Source organism: Tateyamaria sp. (assembly GCF_039945315.1).
Lineage (GTDB): Bacteria > Pseudomonadota > Alphaproteobacteria > Rhodobacterales > Rhodobacteraceae > Tateyamaria.
In genome coordinates this window covers 133,590-146,981 of record NZ_JBDUXB010000063.1, presented here as the reverse complement: position 1 = coordinate 146,981, position 13,392 = coordinate 133,590, and the positions used below count along the sequence as shown (strand labels likewise).

The following is a 13,392-nucleotide window of genomic DNA, read 5'->3' as shown; positions in this document are numbered from 1 at the left end:
AATGGCCATCATCCGAAATTCCCTCGCCTTGATCTTTGCACTCCTATTAGCTGTGCCCGCTGGAGCGCAGCCACTAGCAAAGCAGGAATTTGGGGCCAAGCGTGCCGCATCTGCTCAAAAATCGGCGCCTTTTGGCAGTTATTCAAAAGGATGTATCGCAGGGGCGGAACAACTGGCGGAAACCGGCCCCACATGGCAAGCAATGCGTCTGTCGCGCAACCGCAACTGGGGTCATCCACAGGCAGTAGATTTTGTCAAAGACCTGTCAAAGGTGGCCGCCAAACAACCGGGTTGGAAAGGTCTCTATATCGGAGATATCAGTCAGCCACGTGGTGGGCCGATGTTGTCAGGGCACCGCAGCCACCAGTTGGGTTTAGATATCGATATCTGGATGCTGCCCGCCTCGCGCATCAACCTAAGCCGCAACACCCGAGAAAACATTTCCTCCATCTCGCTACGCCGGGCCAAGGGCGCATTCGTGAATGACAACTGGAGCCGCGCGCATCATCGCATCATCAAGGCAGCGGCCAAAGACAAGCGTACGGCCCGCATTTTCGTGTTTCCGGGTGCCAAAGTTCAGATGTGCAAGGACGCAAAGGGGGACCGACGCTGGTTGCGCAAGATCCGACCTTGGTACGGGCATCACTATCATTTCCATGTTCGCCTAGCCTGCCCACGTGGCGCGCGTGGGTGCGTCAATCAAGACCCACCGCCACGCGGAGATGGCTGCGCAGATGCACAGAAATGGGTGGATGACATCCTCAACCCGCCCGCACCCCGGCCGCGTGATCCGAATGCCCCTGCCCCAAAACCGCGCCGTGAATTGCGTGTCGCGGACTTGCCACAACAATGCGCTGGCGTCTTAGCGTCGCGCTGATCCTCTCTGCCTCCGCGTCGCTGGCCGACCCTCTCACTTTTCTGCGGACCATTCCGCTGGATGGTCTGGGCGGTGTATCCGCAATCGAGGTAGAGCAGGACGGTCAGGCCGCCTTTGTGCTGTCAGATCGTGGGACAGGGCACCGTTTCACGATCGAGCGGACAAAAGACGGGGGCCGGATCATCGATATCGCATCCGTAAAACTGCCCTATCCGGCGTGGGATATTGAGGGGCTGGCCATCAGCGACAATTCAACGTTCCTAAGTTATGAAGACCCTGCCAGTATCAGCACTTTGGACGGGGAGGTTTTGCATAGTCCGCGTGAATTCTACGCACTTCCATCAAACGGCGCACTGGAAGCACTGGCTATAACACCAGATGGCGCGCTGCTTACCCTGCCAGAAAACCCGCACAAACGCTCGGGCACCTTCCCGATATACCGCTACAGAGACGAGATATGGGACATCGCCGCATATTTACCTCGCATCGGCGGCTTCCAGCCCACCGGGGCAGATGTCGGCCCGGATGGACAGCTATATGTTCTGGAACGCGCCTTTTCCGCCCTAGGATTTCGAACACGCATTCGGCGCGTCACCCTCGATGTGCCAGAGCCAACCGAAGAAACAATTTTGGAGACGAGACTAGGCACGCATGACAACCTCGAAGGACTTTCAGTCTGGACGTCACGCAGCGGGGCGACGTGTTTATCCATGGTGTCGGATGACAACTTTCTGTCAGTACAGACCAGCGAGCTGGTAGAATACGCCTTGACGGAAACGCTTGCAGGCGGCGCCACCTGCGACTAAGAGGCCCGAGTTCGGATCCGAACCAAGTCGCCGCAACCTTGCAAAAACGGGCATATGACATGACACGTGCACACCTTCCCGGCATTATTGCCATGGCCGCCATCGTGGTGGCCTCCAACATCCTCGTCCAATATCTGTTCGGCAACTGGCTGACCTGGGGGGCGTTCACCTATCCGCTCGCTTTTCTGGTGACCGACATCATGAACCGCGTATATGGCGCGGGACCTGCGCGCACCGTTGTCTTTGTCGGCTTTATCGTTGGCGTTTTCTGTTCGCTGATCGGTACGCAGATTATGGGTGAATTCGGGCCACTTGTAACCTTCCGCATCGCCATTGGATCAGGACTTGCGTTTTTGACTGCACAGATGCTGGACGTGGGCATCTTTTCCGCCCTGCGCAACGGCGCGTGGTGGAAGGCGCCACTGGTCTCGACACTGATCGGCAGCACTGTCGATACAGCACTTTTCTTCACCATCGCATTCTCCGCCAGCCTCGCCTTCCTCGAGCCGGGCAATGACGTATCTTGGGCGGGTGAAGTCCTCCCGATCCTTGGTTTCGGCCCGATGGCACCGCTTTGGGTCTCTCTTGCTATCGCTGACTGGGCCGTAAAACTCACGCTGGCGCTTATTGCGTTGGCACCTTTCCGGGCAATCACTGCGCGCGTTACCGCACCTGCCGAAATGCGTTGACTTATCCCACGGCTGTGCAAAGCTGTGGGTGAGTTCAACAAATGAAAAGGAGGTGATCCAGTGTCAAGAAAGGTATTGGAGAGAGGTGTCGGAACAACTTGGGAGGTCGCCTGCTAGGGCAGCCCCGCGCGGTGCAGGCCGCCAAGTTGGTCGGTTGACCTAACCGATACAACCTCCGAAACATTTCGAGAAGGGCCGCCTGACAGGGCGGCCCTTTTTCTATGCTGCCCAAGGCGGTATCAGTGCGACATGTTGCGGATCAACGACACCATTGCGATCGAGGACTGGGAACTGAGCGAAAGCTTTATGCGTGCGTCAGGACCCGGCGGACAGAATGTGAACAAGGTGGCGACAGCCGTCGAATTGCGCTTCGAAGCAGAGCGTTCTCCTTCGCTTCCCGGCCCCGTCAAAACCCGGCTCAAACGTTTGGCGGGTCGGCGCTGGACGCAAGAAGGCGCTGTCATAATCCAGTGCGATGAAACGCGATCGCAGGCGCGCAACCGCGACATTGCGCGTAAAAGGTTGGCAGAACTGATCGAAAAGGCGCTGGTCGCACCCAAAAAGCGGATCGCTACACGTCCGACTTTGGGGTCGAAGAAGCGCAGACTGAAAGCCAAGAAAGTGCGGGGAGAAGTCAAAGCGATGCGTGGCCGCGTGGACCCCGAAAGTTAGTGCAGCGATAAAAACGCGTTATCAGACCGTTTGTTCGCAATTTGGTATCCATAATCACCTTCCAGAAACTGTGATTGCGCACTCGCCGCGTGACACCGGCGGCAAACAGCGTAACGTCGCCCCAAACGTTCTCTCATCAAATTGAGTCCCCCTTGCGCCCTAACGACCGTACCGGACTGGCCATTGTTCTCAGCCTTCTTGCCCTAACCTTATTTGACGCAATGGGCCTAGTGATCAAACATTTGTCGGTTACGTACACGGCGGCGGAATTGTCGGCATGGCGCAATCTGTTCGGGATCATCCCTGCTGTGATTGCGCTGGTTCTCTCCCGGAAATGGCATAATGCGGGGCGGCGACTTCGCATCCGCCAATGGAAACTGGCACTAATGCGAGGGGCTGTTGTGACGTTTGCACAACTGTTTTTCTACATGTCGCTTGGGCTAATGGCCTTTGCCACGGCGTCTACCATCACCTATGCTAACGCGCTGTTTATGACTGCCCTGGCCGTACCGCTGCTTGGGGAAAAAGTTGGCTGGGTTCGTTGGAGCGCGGTTCTGATCGGTTTCGTCGGTGTCGTTCTCGTGATGAAGCCGGGATCGGATGCATTCACGCCCGTTGCCCTCTTACCCCTGGCAGCTGCGGCCTTTTATGCACTTGTTACAGTTCAGGCGCGGCAGATGGACGACGACGTACCCAGCCCTTTGGTCAACCTCTACTCATCGGTTGCTGCACTTTTCGGGGCCATCATACTGGCTCTGGCCTTTGGCGGGTTCAGTCCGATTGCAAGCTGGAGTGATCTGGGGTGGATCGCAGCCATGGGTGCCTTTGGCGGCACGGCGGTTTTATTGCTAGTGATCAGCTACCGCATGACTGAGCCGAGCAACCTTGCTCCGTTCAGCTATTTCGGCATCCCGTTAGCATTCCTGCTGGGCTGGCTGTTTTTTGGCGAAACACCATGGGATGCGCTGTTCCCCGGCGCACTACTTATCGCCGCCGGGGGGCTTTTGATCATCTGGCGTGAACGCCATCGTAGTCGTATCAGCGCAACTCGCCCGGACGCGGCCGGAAACTAAGGTGTTCTGCGGAGACGTAGACCGGCGCGCTAGAGGCGACAAAGTCCTGTACAACAGGCCCTGACTGTTCAAGCAATCCAAGCTGGGCGCGTGCCACTTGTGCTTCGCGGGCCAGTTCAGCCGTCGCGCTCAGATGCCAATCAAGCCCGACCTGCCCACGTTCGCTGGCAGTTTGCATATTGAAGTTAGCCTGTTCAGCTTGTGTCGCAGTCAGGGCAAGAGCACTGTCCAACCGTGTGCGGATCTCATTAATCGCAGCGACCTCTGCGTTGAATGTCGACTCTGAAACCACACCTGCGTCGCGACGCGCGCTCAGGTCGGCGAGTTCTGCGTCCTGCTCTGCAATCAACGCAGGCAAACCTGTTTCAACGGCATCCATTTGCCCGCTGATGTCTTGAATGTTGTCCACAAGGGCAACTGCTGGAACCAGTTCAACCTCACGGTCGCTCCCAAGCATCGCGCGACGCTCGCCACCAAGATTACATCCCGCCGCCTTGGCTGGAGCAAAGATCGCAACCCCGCAGGACACAAGCGCGCTGTTGTATGCACGCGGCAATGCCGAGTCCTGTGCCAATTGATCTGTCATTTGCTGTAACGCGTCTGCCTGAATTTCGATCGCGGACGCGTTCGGGTCCTCACGAAAGCTCAACGGGTCCAGTTCGGCTCGAGTGGTGATTTCATTGGCTGGGGCACATGCCCCCACAATCGCCATCACGGACAATGACGAAAATAGAATAGGAATACGTTTCATTTTGCCTGCCTCAGATATTTTTGTATTTTTGTTGGCTGAGGCGTAGGAAGCAATTGTGGCCACTTTGGGGCAAACTGCCCAGATCCGGCCACAATTGCCTTGTTTCGAAAATGTGTGTTCTAACGACCACAGGCCTTATGCGCGCGAAACGGGCACGTCTCTTGCTGGTCTGACCTATCAATCAGCCCTACCAAAACACGCCTGTCGCAAAAAGGACTGGGGTTATATCCGTTTTTCAGAACTTTGCTTAAACTTCGACAACCATTGGCGACTGTTCCCCGAGCCTAAACACGCGCTTGTAACGCGCAACTTCTGAGTCTGGTCCCATCGCCTTGTTGGGGTTGTCCGAAAGCTTCACGGTGGCGTTTCCGTTGGCCGACACAGCCTTGCAGACCAAAGAAAATGGTGCCAAACGGTCATCGTTGGTCAACCCTTTGAAATCATTGGTCAGCATGGTTCCCCAACCAAAGGATACCCGCACACGGTCTGAAAACTGGTTGTGGAGTTCGATGATCTTGTCGGCATCCAATCCATCCGAAAATATCACCAGCTTGTCACGCGGATCCTCGCCACGTGCCTTCCACCAGTTGATCGCTGTCTCCGCCCCTGTCGCCGGATCGCCGCTGTCAATGCGGATGCCGGTCCAGCCAGCCAGCCAGTCGGGGGCAGCATCCAGAAATCCCTTGGTGCCATAGGTGTCCGGCAGGATGACACGCAGATTGCCATCATGTTCCTCTTGCCAATCACTCAGAACATCGTACGGAGCGTGGGCAAGTGCCGTATCATCCTCGGCCAGTGCAGAATAGACCATCGGCAACTCGTGGGCGTTGGTGCCAATGGCCTCAAGATCGCGGTTCTTGGCGATCAGACAGTTGGACGTGCCAGCAAAAGCACTCCCTAACCCCTCGCCCATCGCCTGCACGCACCAATCCTGCCAAAGGAAACTGTGCCGCCGCCGCGTACCAAAATCAGCCAGACGCAGACCTTCAAGTGTGCGCAGGCGCTCAATCTTTTCCCATAGTTTGGTCATCGCGCGGGCATAAAGCACCTGCAACTCAAACCGACCCATCGTGTTCAGAACCGCGCGCCCCCGCAACTCCATCAGTACCGCAAGGGCCGGAATTTCCCACAACATGACTTCGGGCCATGACCCCTCAAAGGTCAGCTCGTACTGATCTCCGCGCCTCTCCAAATGGTATGGCGGCAAGCGCAAGGCTTCGAACCAATCCATGAACTCAGGGGTGAACATCTGGCGCTTGCCGTAAAATGTGTTCCCACGCATCCACGTGCTTTCCCCCCGGCTTAGCGATAACGAGCGAATGTGGTCCAACTGCTCACGCAACTCACCTTCATCAATCAGTTGAGCCAAGGGAACGTGCTTTGATCGGTTAATCAGGCTGAAGGTCACCTGTGTATCAGGCTTGTTGCGAAACACTGACTGGCACATCAGCAACTTATAAAAATCCGTGTCTATCAACGAGCGTACAATCGGATCGATCTTCCACTTGTGGTTCCAGACTCGGGTGGCAATGTCGACCATATCGGGCTCTTTTCCGTCTAAGCGCGATGCCGTTGTGCCAACTCGCAAGGTCAGGGGCAAGTGCCCTGCAAAACATAGGTCAACTTGCATTTTTTGCTATTTCGCTGCAGTTTTGTTCCACATTCATTTGACGACCATTTTTTTAGACGTTCTTTGAAAGGTAAAAATCATGGCTGAGGCCGAAAACCCCCTCATTCCTGTCCAGACCAAGGTTGCACGCATTCACGCGCGACTACTTGAGTTCTTTCGTAACGTCCTGATCAAAATCAAACCGGTGATGATGTCTCTCAAAGGGTTTCTGGTGAACCTCAAGAAATCAGCGAAGGAGATCGCCCAAACAGTGGGCAAAGCGGCCGTTGATAGCGTGATCAAGGCAGGGCAAAAACTGCTTCAGATTGTGGCATTCGTCGAAAAGAACACGATAGTCGCGATCAAAATGGCGACGAAAATGCTCGCCTTCATTAAGAAGTCCATGAAGTTCCCGGAAAAGGTTTTTAAGGCGATCAAGGCGATGGTCGCTCGACTGGCAAAAGTATTCCGCCTCATCGTCACAAAGGTGCATGAGGTAATGGTCATCCTGAATCCGATCGAAACGATCCTAACGGTTATCGATAAGATGAAGATGATGCTTCAGCTCATTTTCAAGTGGATCACACAGGTCAGTGGTATTTCCAATGGTGTTAAAAAGGCAAAGGCGTTGATCAAGAAATCCGTCAAGATGCTTAAGGCAGAGGCCAAGCAGGTTACCGAGTTGGTCAAAGAGGTGAACAAGCTGAAGCCAGCTTGAACCTCAATCCAGCGTTACGCCCGCGGCCTTCATTCCTTCTTGTGCTGCGCCCAAAGATCCATTCAGATCAATGGCGCGGCATAAATCCGACCTGACTGTCACTTCAAACCCCAGCTTGGCTGCATCTACCGCCGAGAAGTTTACGCAGAAATCCGTCGCCAGTCCGACCAGTATCAGCTGAGTGATCCCGCGCGTGCGCAGATATCCCTCAAGCCCCGTTGGGGTCTTTTGATCGTTCTCAAAAAACGCAGAATAACTGTCGATCGACGGTCGATATCCTTTGCGTACAATCATGTCAGCGCGGTTTACGTTCAAGTCACTGTGGAACGCGGCTCCGGTCGAACCCTGGATGCAGTGATCCGGCCACAAAACCTGCGGCCCGTAAGGCATATCAATCACCTCATAGGGAGCGGCCCTTTGGTGGCTACTGGCAAACGAAGAATGACCAGCAGGATGCCAGTCTTGCGTGAGGACAACCGCATCTGCCCGTTCCATCAGAGCGTTGATACCCGGCACTATTTCGTCACCCTCAGGCACGGCTAGCGCGCCCCCGGGACAAAAGTCATTCTGGACGTCGATCACGATCAGCGCGTTGGTCATTGGCAACTCTCTTTCGGGATTTTGCACAAGACTAGTCCCAAATAAGGACCGCAGAAAAGCAGATAACCAGCGTCCGGCGTCATTTTTGAGGTTCCCCGGATGCGCCGTGCCTTCGTTTACCTGAGAACACAAATCAAACGCGCCATTGCGCGACTTACAGACTTCCCACCATGGTCCGCTCCTTTTGGCACCTGCGCAACGCCGAGAGGCTTGCAGGGCTTGGCACACGAGCGTATCTGAGCGCGCATGTTCATAATCGCAGCTCTCTACCACTTTACCCGCTTTGCGGATCCGTCCGCGCTGAAGCCGCCGCTGCTGGCGTTGTGTCAGGCGCAGGACGTGACCGGGTCTCTGTTGCTCGCGCCAGAGGGGATCAACGGCACGATCGCCGGCTCACGCGCCGGAATCGATGCCGTGCTGACCCATATCCGCGCCCTGCCCGGCTGCGCAGATCTTGAATGGAAAGAAAGCCACAGCCCGACGCCACCATTCGGCAAAATGAAGGTACGCCTTAAGCGAGAGATCGTGACCATGGGCCAACCTGACGTGGATCCGGCCGCTCGCACAGGTCACTATGTCGAAGCTTCAGATTGGAACGACTTGATCGGGCGTGACGACGTGGCCGTGATCGACACTCGCAACGACTACGAAGTCGCCATTGGAACCTTTGAGGGCGCCATAGATCCTGAAACGGCTAGCTTTGGCGAATTCGCCGCATGGTGGGAGGCAAACAAACACCGCTTTCACAACAAAAAAGTGGCGATGTTCTGCACCGGCGGTATCCGCTGCGAAAAATCCACCAACTACCTGCTCGGCCAAGGCATAGATGATGTCTACCATCTCAAAGGTGGCATTCTTAAGTACCTCAAAGAGGTGCCGCAGGAAGACAGTTCATGGCAAGGCGAATGCTTTGTCTTTGACGGCAGAGTCAGCGTTGGACACGGACTGGAAGTGGGACCGCATATGCTTTGCCATGCATGTCGCCGGCCAATCCTGCCTGCCGATCGTGACCGCCCTGAGTATGAACAAGGGGTAAGCTGCCATCACTGTGCTCGTGAAACGTCGGAGCAAGACAAAGCTCGGTTTCGCGAACGCCAAAAACAAGTCATGCTCGCTAAAGCCCGCGGGACGGATCACCTGACCGGCAAAATGGTCCCGGACAAAAGTTAGCCCAGCGCACGTCCTGATCCGCGAAATCGGCACAATTGTATTTGTTAACAACCGTGAAACTCTGTCGCGGTAATACCAGCCTCGGGTGAAAATGAGGTGTGGGATATGAGCGTGCAAGCCAATGTGCGGCCAATCATCATCAAGCGCAAGAAAGTCTCCGGCGGGGGGGGCCACCACGGTGGCGCCTGGAAGGTGGCTTATGCGTCTTAGCGTGTCGGCTCCAGCCACCCTTCTGAACAATGTAGGCGGCGGTCACCAACTCAAGCTGAACAAGAACGGTCAGGCCGATACCGCCAGCCTTTTGTTCCAAACCGGGTTTTCCGGTCGGGCTGAGATGGGTACCGTCGGCAATGATGATTTCGCAGTCAAAGTGTCGTCCAACGGCGCACTGTTCAACACGGCCCTTGTGGCTGATGCCACCGACGGCGCGGTCCGCTTCCCGCAAGGCAAATGCTACTTTGATGAAGTCTTCATCGCGGATGATGCGGCATATGGCTTTGACATACCATTTTCCGATCCGGCGCGTATCATGATGTGGCTCTCGCTTGATCTGGCGGGGCAGTTCTATCTGTTTTCGATCACGGGTGCATTGACTGGGGCCAGCAATCTGGCCGCGATGTTCACAAGCCCAACGGGTAGCTTGAATTTTCTGACTGGACCGCTGGACGGCACAACAGGGTTGGACGATGCGATCAGCATATCCGTCGACGCTTTGGGCGCGAAACCGCGCATGTATCTTGAAAACCGGTTGGGATCAGATCGCACGTTTACGATGTCGACCCTTGGTAAATAAAACGGTTGGCGCAGGTCTACAAATATTGGCCTGCGCAAATATGTTTAGTCTTATGCATGATCCTCGACAAAAGAGCGGCACAGCGCCATTTTCTTGAGCTCCAAATCACATCCACCGTGACAACCAACCACCTCTTTGCTATGCGCCAGCCTGCATAACAAAGGGTCTTCCCTCGTGAATATTACCGAGACTGCATTGCCAGGCGTCCTGCTGATCGAACCGCGCAGATTCGGAGATGAACGTGGGTTTTTCAGCGAAAGCTGGAACAAGAAGGTCTTCGCAGGTCACGGTATTTACACTGACTTTGTTCAAGACAACCATTCGATGTCCGGCGCAGTTGGCACCGTCCGCGGTCTCCATTTTCAGGCCCCTCCATCAGCACAAGCCAAATTGGTGCGCTGCGGCCGCGGGGCATTGTTTGACGTCGCCGTCGACGTCCGGCGTGGATCACCTACTTATGGCGCTTGGGTCGGTTATGAACTGAGCTTTGACAACGGTCTTCAACTTTTGATCCCTGAAGGGTTTCTTCACGGCTTTGCCACCCGCGAACCGGACACCGAAATTATCTACAAATGCTCGGATTACTACGATGTGGCTGCCGATGGTGCAGTGGCATGGGACAGTTGCGGAATTGACTGGGGCGTGATGGGCGAGCCAATCCTGTCGGACAAGGACGCTGCGGCTCACGCGCTGGCGGATTTTGACAGCCCCTTCATTTATGAGGCTCCACAATGAAACTTTTGGTCACAGGCGGCGCTGGGTTTATCGGGTCGGCAGTGGTGCGTCAGGCCGTCGCCGCAGGTCACCATGTCGTCAATCTTGATGCGCTGACATATGCAGCCTGCCTTGAGAATGTCGCGCCGGTTTCGGATGATCCCAACTACACCTTTGTAGAGGCTGATATTCGGGACCGCGCAGCGCTCGACGCCATTCTAAATACGCACCAACCCGACGCCATCATGCATCTGGCGGCCGAAAGCCATGTGGATCGATCCATCGATGGTCCAGGCACCTTCATCGACACAAACGTCATGGGCACCTTCCACCTTCTTGAGGCCACGCGCAGCTATTGGGAACAGGCAGGCCGTCCCGCTGATTTCCGGTTCCATCACATCTCCACGGACGAAGTGTTTGGCTCACTTGGACCCACGGGCATGTTCACTGAAGACACACCTTATGACCCGCGCAGTCCCTATTCTGCCTCAAAGGCCTCGTCCGACCATCTGGTCCGTGCATGGTGTGAAACCTATGGCCTGCCTGTCATCCTGACCAACTGCTCGAATAACTATGGCCCCTACCATTTCCCCGAAAAGCTGATCCCGGTCATTATCCTCAATGCGCTGGCGGGTAAGGCGCTGCCGATCTACGGCGACGGGTCGAACGTGCGCGACTGGCTATATGTCGAGGATCACGCGGACGCGCTGTTGCTTGTGGTGCAAAAAGGTGAGGTCGGTCGGTCCTATAACATCGGTGGGGAAAACGAGCGGTCGAACCTCGAACTCGTCAATACGCTATGCGCGATTCTAGATGAGGTGCAGCCCAAAGCGTCAGGGTCCTACGCCGATCAAATCACATTTGTGACCGATAGGCCCGGCCACGATGCGCGCTATGCCATCGATCCAACGCGCATCCGCACCGAACTGGGCTGGTCCCCCTCGGTGACGGTCGAAGATGGACTGCGCCGCACTGTGCATTGGTATCTTGAAAATGAGGCGTGGTGGCGCGCCTTGCAGGATCGCTCGGGCGTCGGCCAGCGGCTGGGCACAGGTACATGACGATCCTCGTCTTTGGATCAACCGGGCAGGTATCGACTGAATTGGCAGCCCTGTCGGATACATTGTGTTTGGGGCGCGATGTGGCTGACCTGACCGATCCGCGAGCCTGTGCACAAGCGATTCTCACCCACGCACCCGACGCCGTTATCAACGCCGCCGCGTATACAGCAGTAGATCGCACCGAAAGCGAAGAAGCGCTTGCAACAACAATCAACGGTCATGCGCCAACTGCAATGGCCGCCGCCTGCGCCGAATTAGGCATTCCGATGATCCACATCTCGACAGATTATGTGTTCAACGGCACCGGCACCAAACCGTGGGCACCGCAGGATGTAACCGCCCCCCTTGGCGCATACGGACGTTCCAAGCTGATCGGCGAAAACGGGGTACGTCAATCCGAGGCGACCCATGCAATCCTGCGCACATCATGGGTGTTTTCCGCGCACGGCGCCAACTTTGTCAAAACGATGCTCCGCCTTGGGGCCGAACGCGAGGCACTGACCATTGTCGCCGACCAGACCGGCGGACCAACCCCTGCACGCGACATTGCCAAGGCTTGCCACAACATGGCAACGCACCTGATCAGTAACCGCGATGCTTCTGGCACCTATCATTTTTCTGGCGGCCCAGACTGTTCATGGGCAGATTTTGCGCGGGCCATCTTTGAGGTGGCCAATATCGACTGTGTTGTGACCGAAATTCCGACATCGGCCTATCCGACACCTGCTGCACGACCGGCAAACTCACGGATGAACTGTGCATCCCTGACAGACACCTTTGGCATCAAGCGCCCTGACTGGCGCGTTGGCCTAATCGACACCATTAAAGAGCTAGAGGCTGCATCATGACCAAACGCAAAGGGATCATTCTGGCAGGTGGATCGGGCACGCGACTGTACCCAATCACGATGGGTGTCTCCAAACAGCTCCTGCCCATCTACGACAAGCCGATGATCTACTATCCAATCTCTGTGCTAATGTTGGCAGGCATCCGAGACATCGCGATGATCGCTACTCCGCAGGACCAGGATCAGTTCAAGCGGACCCTCGGAGACGGTAGCCAATGGGGAATCTCGCTGACGTATATCGTACAGCCCTCACCCGACGGTCTTGCCCAAGCCTATGTTTTGGCAGAAGACTTTCTTGATGGCGCACCGTCAGCGATGGTTCTGGGGGACAATATCTTCTTCGGGCATGGACTGCCCGATTTGCTGGCAGATGCCGATACTCAAACCAAAGGTGGCACTGTGTTCGGGTATCACGTCTCTGACCCGGAGCGTTATGGTGTGGTCGGATTTGACGACGATGGAACAGCACGGAAAATCATAGAAAAACCGGACATCCCACCGTCGAACTACGCGGTTACGGGGCTCTACTTCCTCGACTCTGATGCGCCGGAGCGGGCGCGCGCCGTAAAGCCTTCTGAACGGGGTGAGCTTGAAATCACCACACTTCTCGAGATGTATCTTGCGGAAGGCCAGCTACGCGTGAACCGGATGGGGCGCGGATATGCGTGGCTGGACACAGGCACCCATGGCAGCCTTTTAGACGCAAGCAACTTTGTACGGACTCTGACCAACCGGCAAGGATTGCAGACCGGCTGCCTCGAAGAGATCGCATTCGAGAGCGGCTGGATCAGCAAGGAAGACCTGCAAAAACGTGCCGCCCTGTTTTCCAAGAACGACTATGGCACTTATCTGAACGGTCTTTTGGACTGACCACGGGGCTCACTGAACTGCGCCTCGCACTTTGACTATGGTGCCACGAACAAAGCTCGCTATCACAATAGACGCAAAACGTTTGTCTTAAATCGTTGGGATTTCACGACCCCAACTGCCAAATTTGCGCCCGATTTCTGCG

General features: G+C 55.8%; 15 protein-coding genes and 1 pseudogene. 13 read left to right on the top strand and 3 right to left on the bottom strand.

Annotation, left to right across the window (positions count from 1 at the left end):
- Position 1: 1 nt before the first annotated feature.
- From mepA to ABJD00_RS21930, 5 genes are all read left to right on the top strand, one after another.
- Positions 2 to 877: a penicillin-insensitive murein endopeptidase gene (mepA, locus tag ABJD00_RS21950; protein ID WP_413849329.1), complete on the top strand. Its 876-nt coding sequence runs from the start codon at positions 2 to 4 to the stop codon at positions 875 to 877.
- Positions 850 to 1,683 (top strand): esterase-like activity of phytase family protein, encoded by an 834-nt coding sequence (locus tag ABJD00_RS21945; protein WP_413849327.1) that lies wholly within the window; start codon positions 850 to 852, stop codon positions 1,681 to 1,683. The genes mepA and ABJD00_RS21945 overlap by 28 nt, the downstream gene beginning before the upstream one ends.
- Positions 1,684 to 1,742: 59 nt before the next feature.
- Complete coding sequence (locus tag ABJD00_RS21940; protein ID WP_413849326.1) at positions 1,743 to 2,372, top strand: queuosine precursor transporter; 630 nt, start codon at positions 1,743 to 1,745, stop codon at positions 2,370 to 2,372.
- Between the two features lie 249 nt (positions 2,373 to 2,621).
- Entirely contained in the window at positions 2,622 to 3,044 is a 423-nt protein-coding gene (gene arfB, locus ABJD00_RS21935; RefSeq protein WP_413849324.1) for an alternative ribosome rescue aminoacyl-tRNA hydrolase ArfB, read from the top strand.
- A gap of 152 nt (positions 3,045 to 3,196) precedes the next feature.
- Positions 3,197 to 4,117: a DMT family transporter gene (locus ABJD00_RS21930; protein WP_413849322.1), complete on the top strand. Its 921-nt coding sequence runs from the start codon at positions 3,197 to 3,199 to the stop codon at positions 4,115 to 4,117.
- On the opposite strand, the gene ABJD00_RS21925 is transcribed toward ABJD00_RS21930, so the two are convergent.
- Positions 4,083 to 4,868, bottom strand: coding sequence for a hypothetical protein (locus ABJD00_RS21925; protein ID WP_413849320.1), 786 nt, complete (start codon positions 4,866 to 4,868; stop codon positions 4,083 to 4,085). The genes ABJD00_RS21930 and ABJD00_RS21925 overlap by 35 nt on opposite strands.
- 247 nt (positions 4,869 to 5,115) lie before the next feature.
- The gene (pncB, locus tag ABJD00_RS21920) at positions 5,116 to 6,408 is read right to left on the bottom strand and encodes a nicotinate phosphoribosyltransferase (RefSeq protein WP_413849318.1); all 1,293 of its coding nucleotides are present in this window, start codon (positions 6,406 to 6,408) and stop codon (positions 5,116 to 5,118) included.
- Positions 6,409 to 6,577: 169 nt separating this feature from the next.
- On the opposite strand from pncB, the gene ABJD00_RS21915 reads away from it, so the two are divergent.
- Entirely contained in the window at positions 6,578 to 7,195 is a 618-nt protein-coding gene (locus tag ABJD00_RS21915; RefSeq protein ID WP_413849316.1) for a hypothetical protein, read from the top strand.
- 3 nt (positions 7,196 to 7,198) lie between these two features.
- Here ABJD00_RS21915 and pncA read toward each other — a convergent pair whose 3' ends face one another.
- The gene (pncA, locus tag ABJD00_RS21910; RefSeq protein ID WP_413849314.1) at positions 7,199 to 7,795 is read right to left on the bottom strand and encodes a bifunctional nicotinamidase/pyrazinamidase; all 597 of its coding nucleotides are present in this window, start codon (positions 7,793 to 7,795) and stop codon (positions 7,199 to 7,201) included.
- 246 nt (positions 7,796 to 8,041) lie between these two features.
- Here pncA and ABJD00_RS21905 point away from each other — a divergent pair, with 246 nt between their 5' ends.
- The 7 genes and pseudogenes from ABJD00_RS21905 (at position 8,042) to rfbA (ending at position 13,250) form a co-directional block, all read left to right on the top strand.
- A complete protein-coding gene (locus ABJD00_RS21905) occupies positions 8,042 to 8,965 on the top strand; it encodes a rhodanese-related sulfurtransferase (protein WP_413849312.1) in 924 nt (307 codons plus the stop codon).
- Positions 8,966 to 9,070: 105 nt separating this feature from the next.
- Positions 9,071 to 9,169, top strand: a pseudogene (locus ABJD00_RS21900) (chemotaxis protein MotB); the annotation flags it as partial.
- Positions 9,165 to 9,758 (top strand): hypothetical protein, encoded by a 594-nt coding sequence (locus ABJD00_RS21895; protein ID WP_413849310.1) that lies wholly within the window; start codon positions 9,165 to 9,167, stop codon positions 9,756 to 9,758. The pseudogene ABJD00_RS21900 and the gene ABJD00_RS21895, both read left to right, overlap by 5 nt.
- A 174-nt stretch (positions 9,759 to 9,932) precedes the next feature.
- Positions 9,933 to 10,493 carry a dTDP-4-dehydrorhamnose 3,5-epimerase gene (rfbC, locus tag ABJD00_RS21890; protein ID WP_413849308.1) on the top strand — a complete coding sequence of 187 codons (561 nt, stop codon included), beginning with the start codon at positions 9,933 to 9,935 and terminating at the stop codon, positions 10,491 to 10,493.
- Positions 10,490 to 11,533: a dTDP-glucose 4,6-dehydratase gene (gene rfbB, locus ABJD00_RS21885; RefSeq protein WP_413849306.1), complete on the top strand. Its 1,044-nt coding sequence runs from the start codon at positions 10,490 to 10,492 to the stop codon at positions 11,531 to 11,533. Before rfbC ends, rfbB begins: the two co-directional genes overlap by 4 nt.
- Positions 11,530 to 12,381, top strand: coding sequence for a dTDP-4-dehydrorhamnose reductase (gene rfbD, locus ABJD00_RS21880; RefSeq protein WP_413849304.1), 852 nt, complete (start codon positions 11,530 to 11,532; stop codon positions 12,379 to 12,381). The genes rfbB and rfbD overlap by 4 nt, the downstream gene beginning before the upstream one ends.
- On the top strand, positions 12,378 to 13,250 hold the full coding sequence (gene rfbA, locus ABJD00_RS21875; protein WP_413849302.1) for a glucose-1-phosphate thymidylyltransferase RfbA: 873 nt from the start codon (positions 12,378 to 12,380) through the stop codon (positions 13,248 to 13,250). Before rfbD ends, rfbA begins: the two co-directional genes overlap by 4 nt.
- The last annotated feature ends 142 nt before the right edge of the window (positions 13,251 to 13,392 follow it).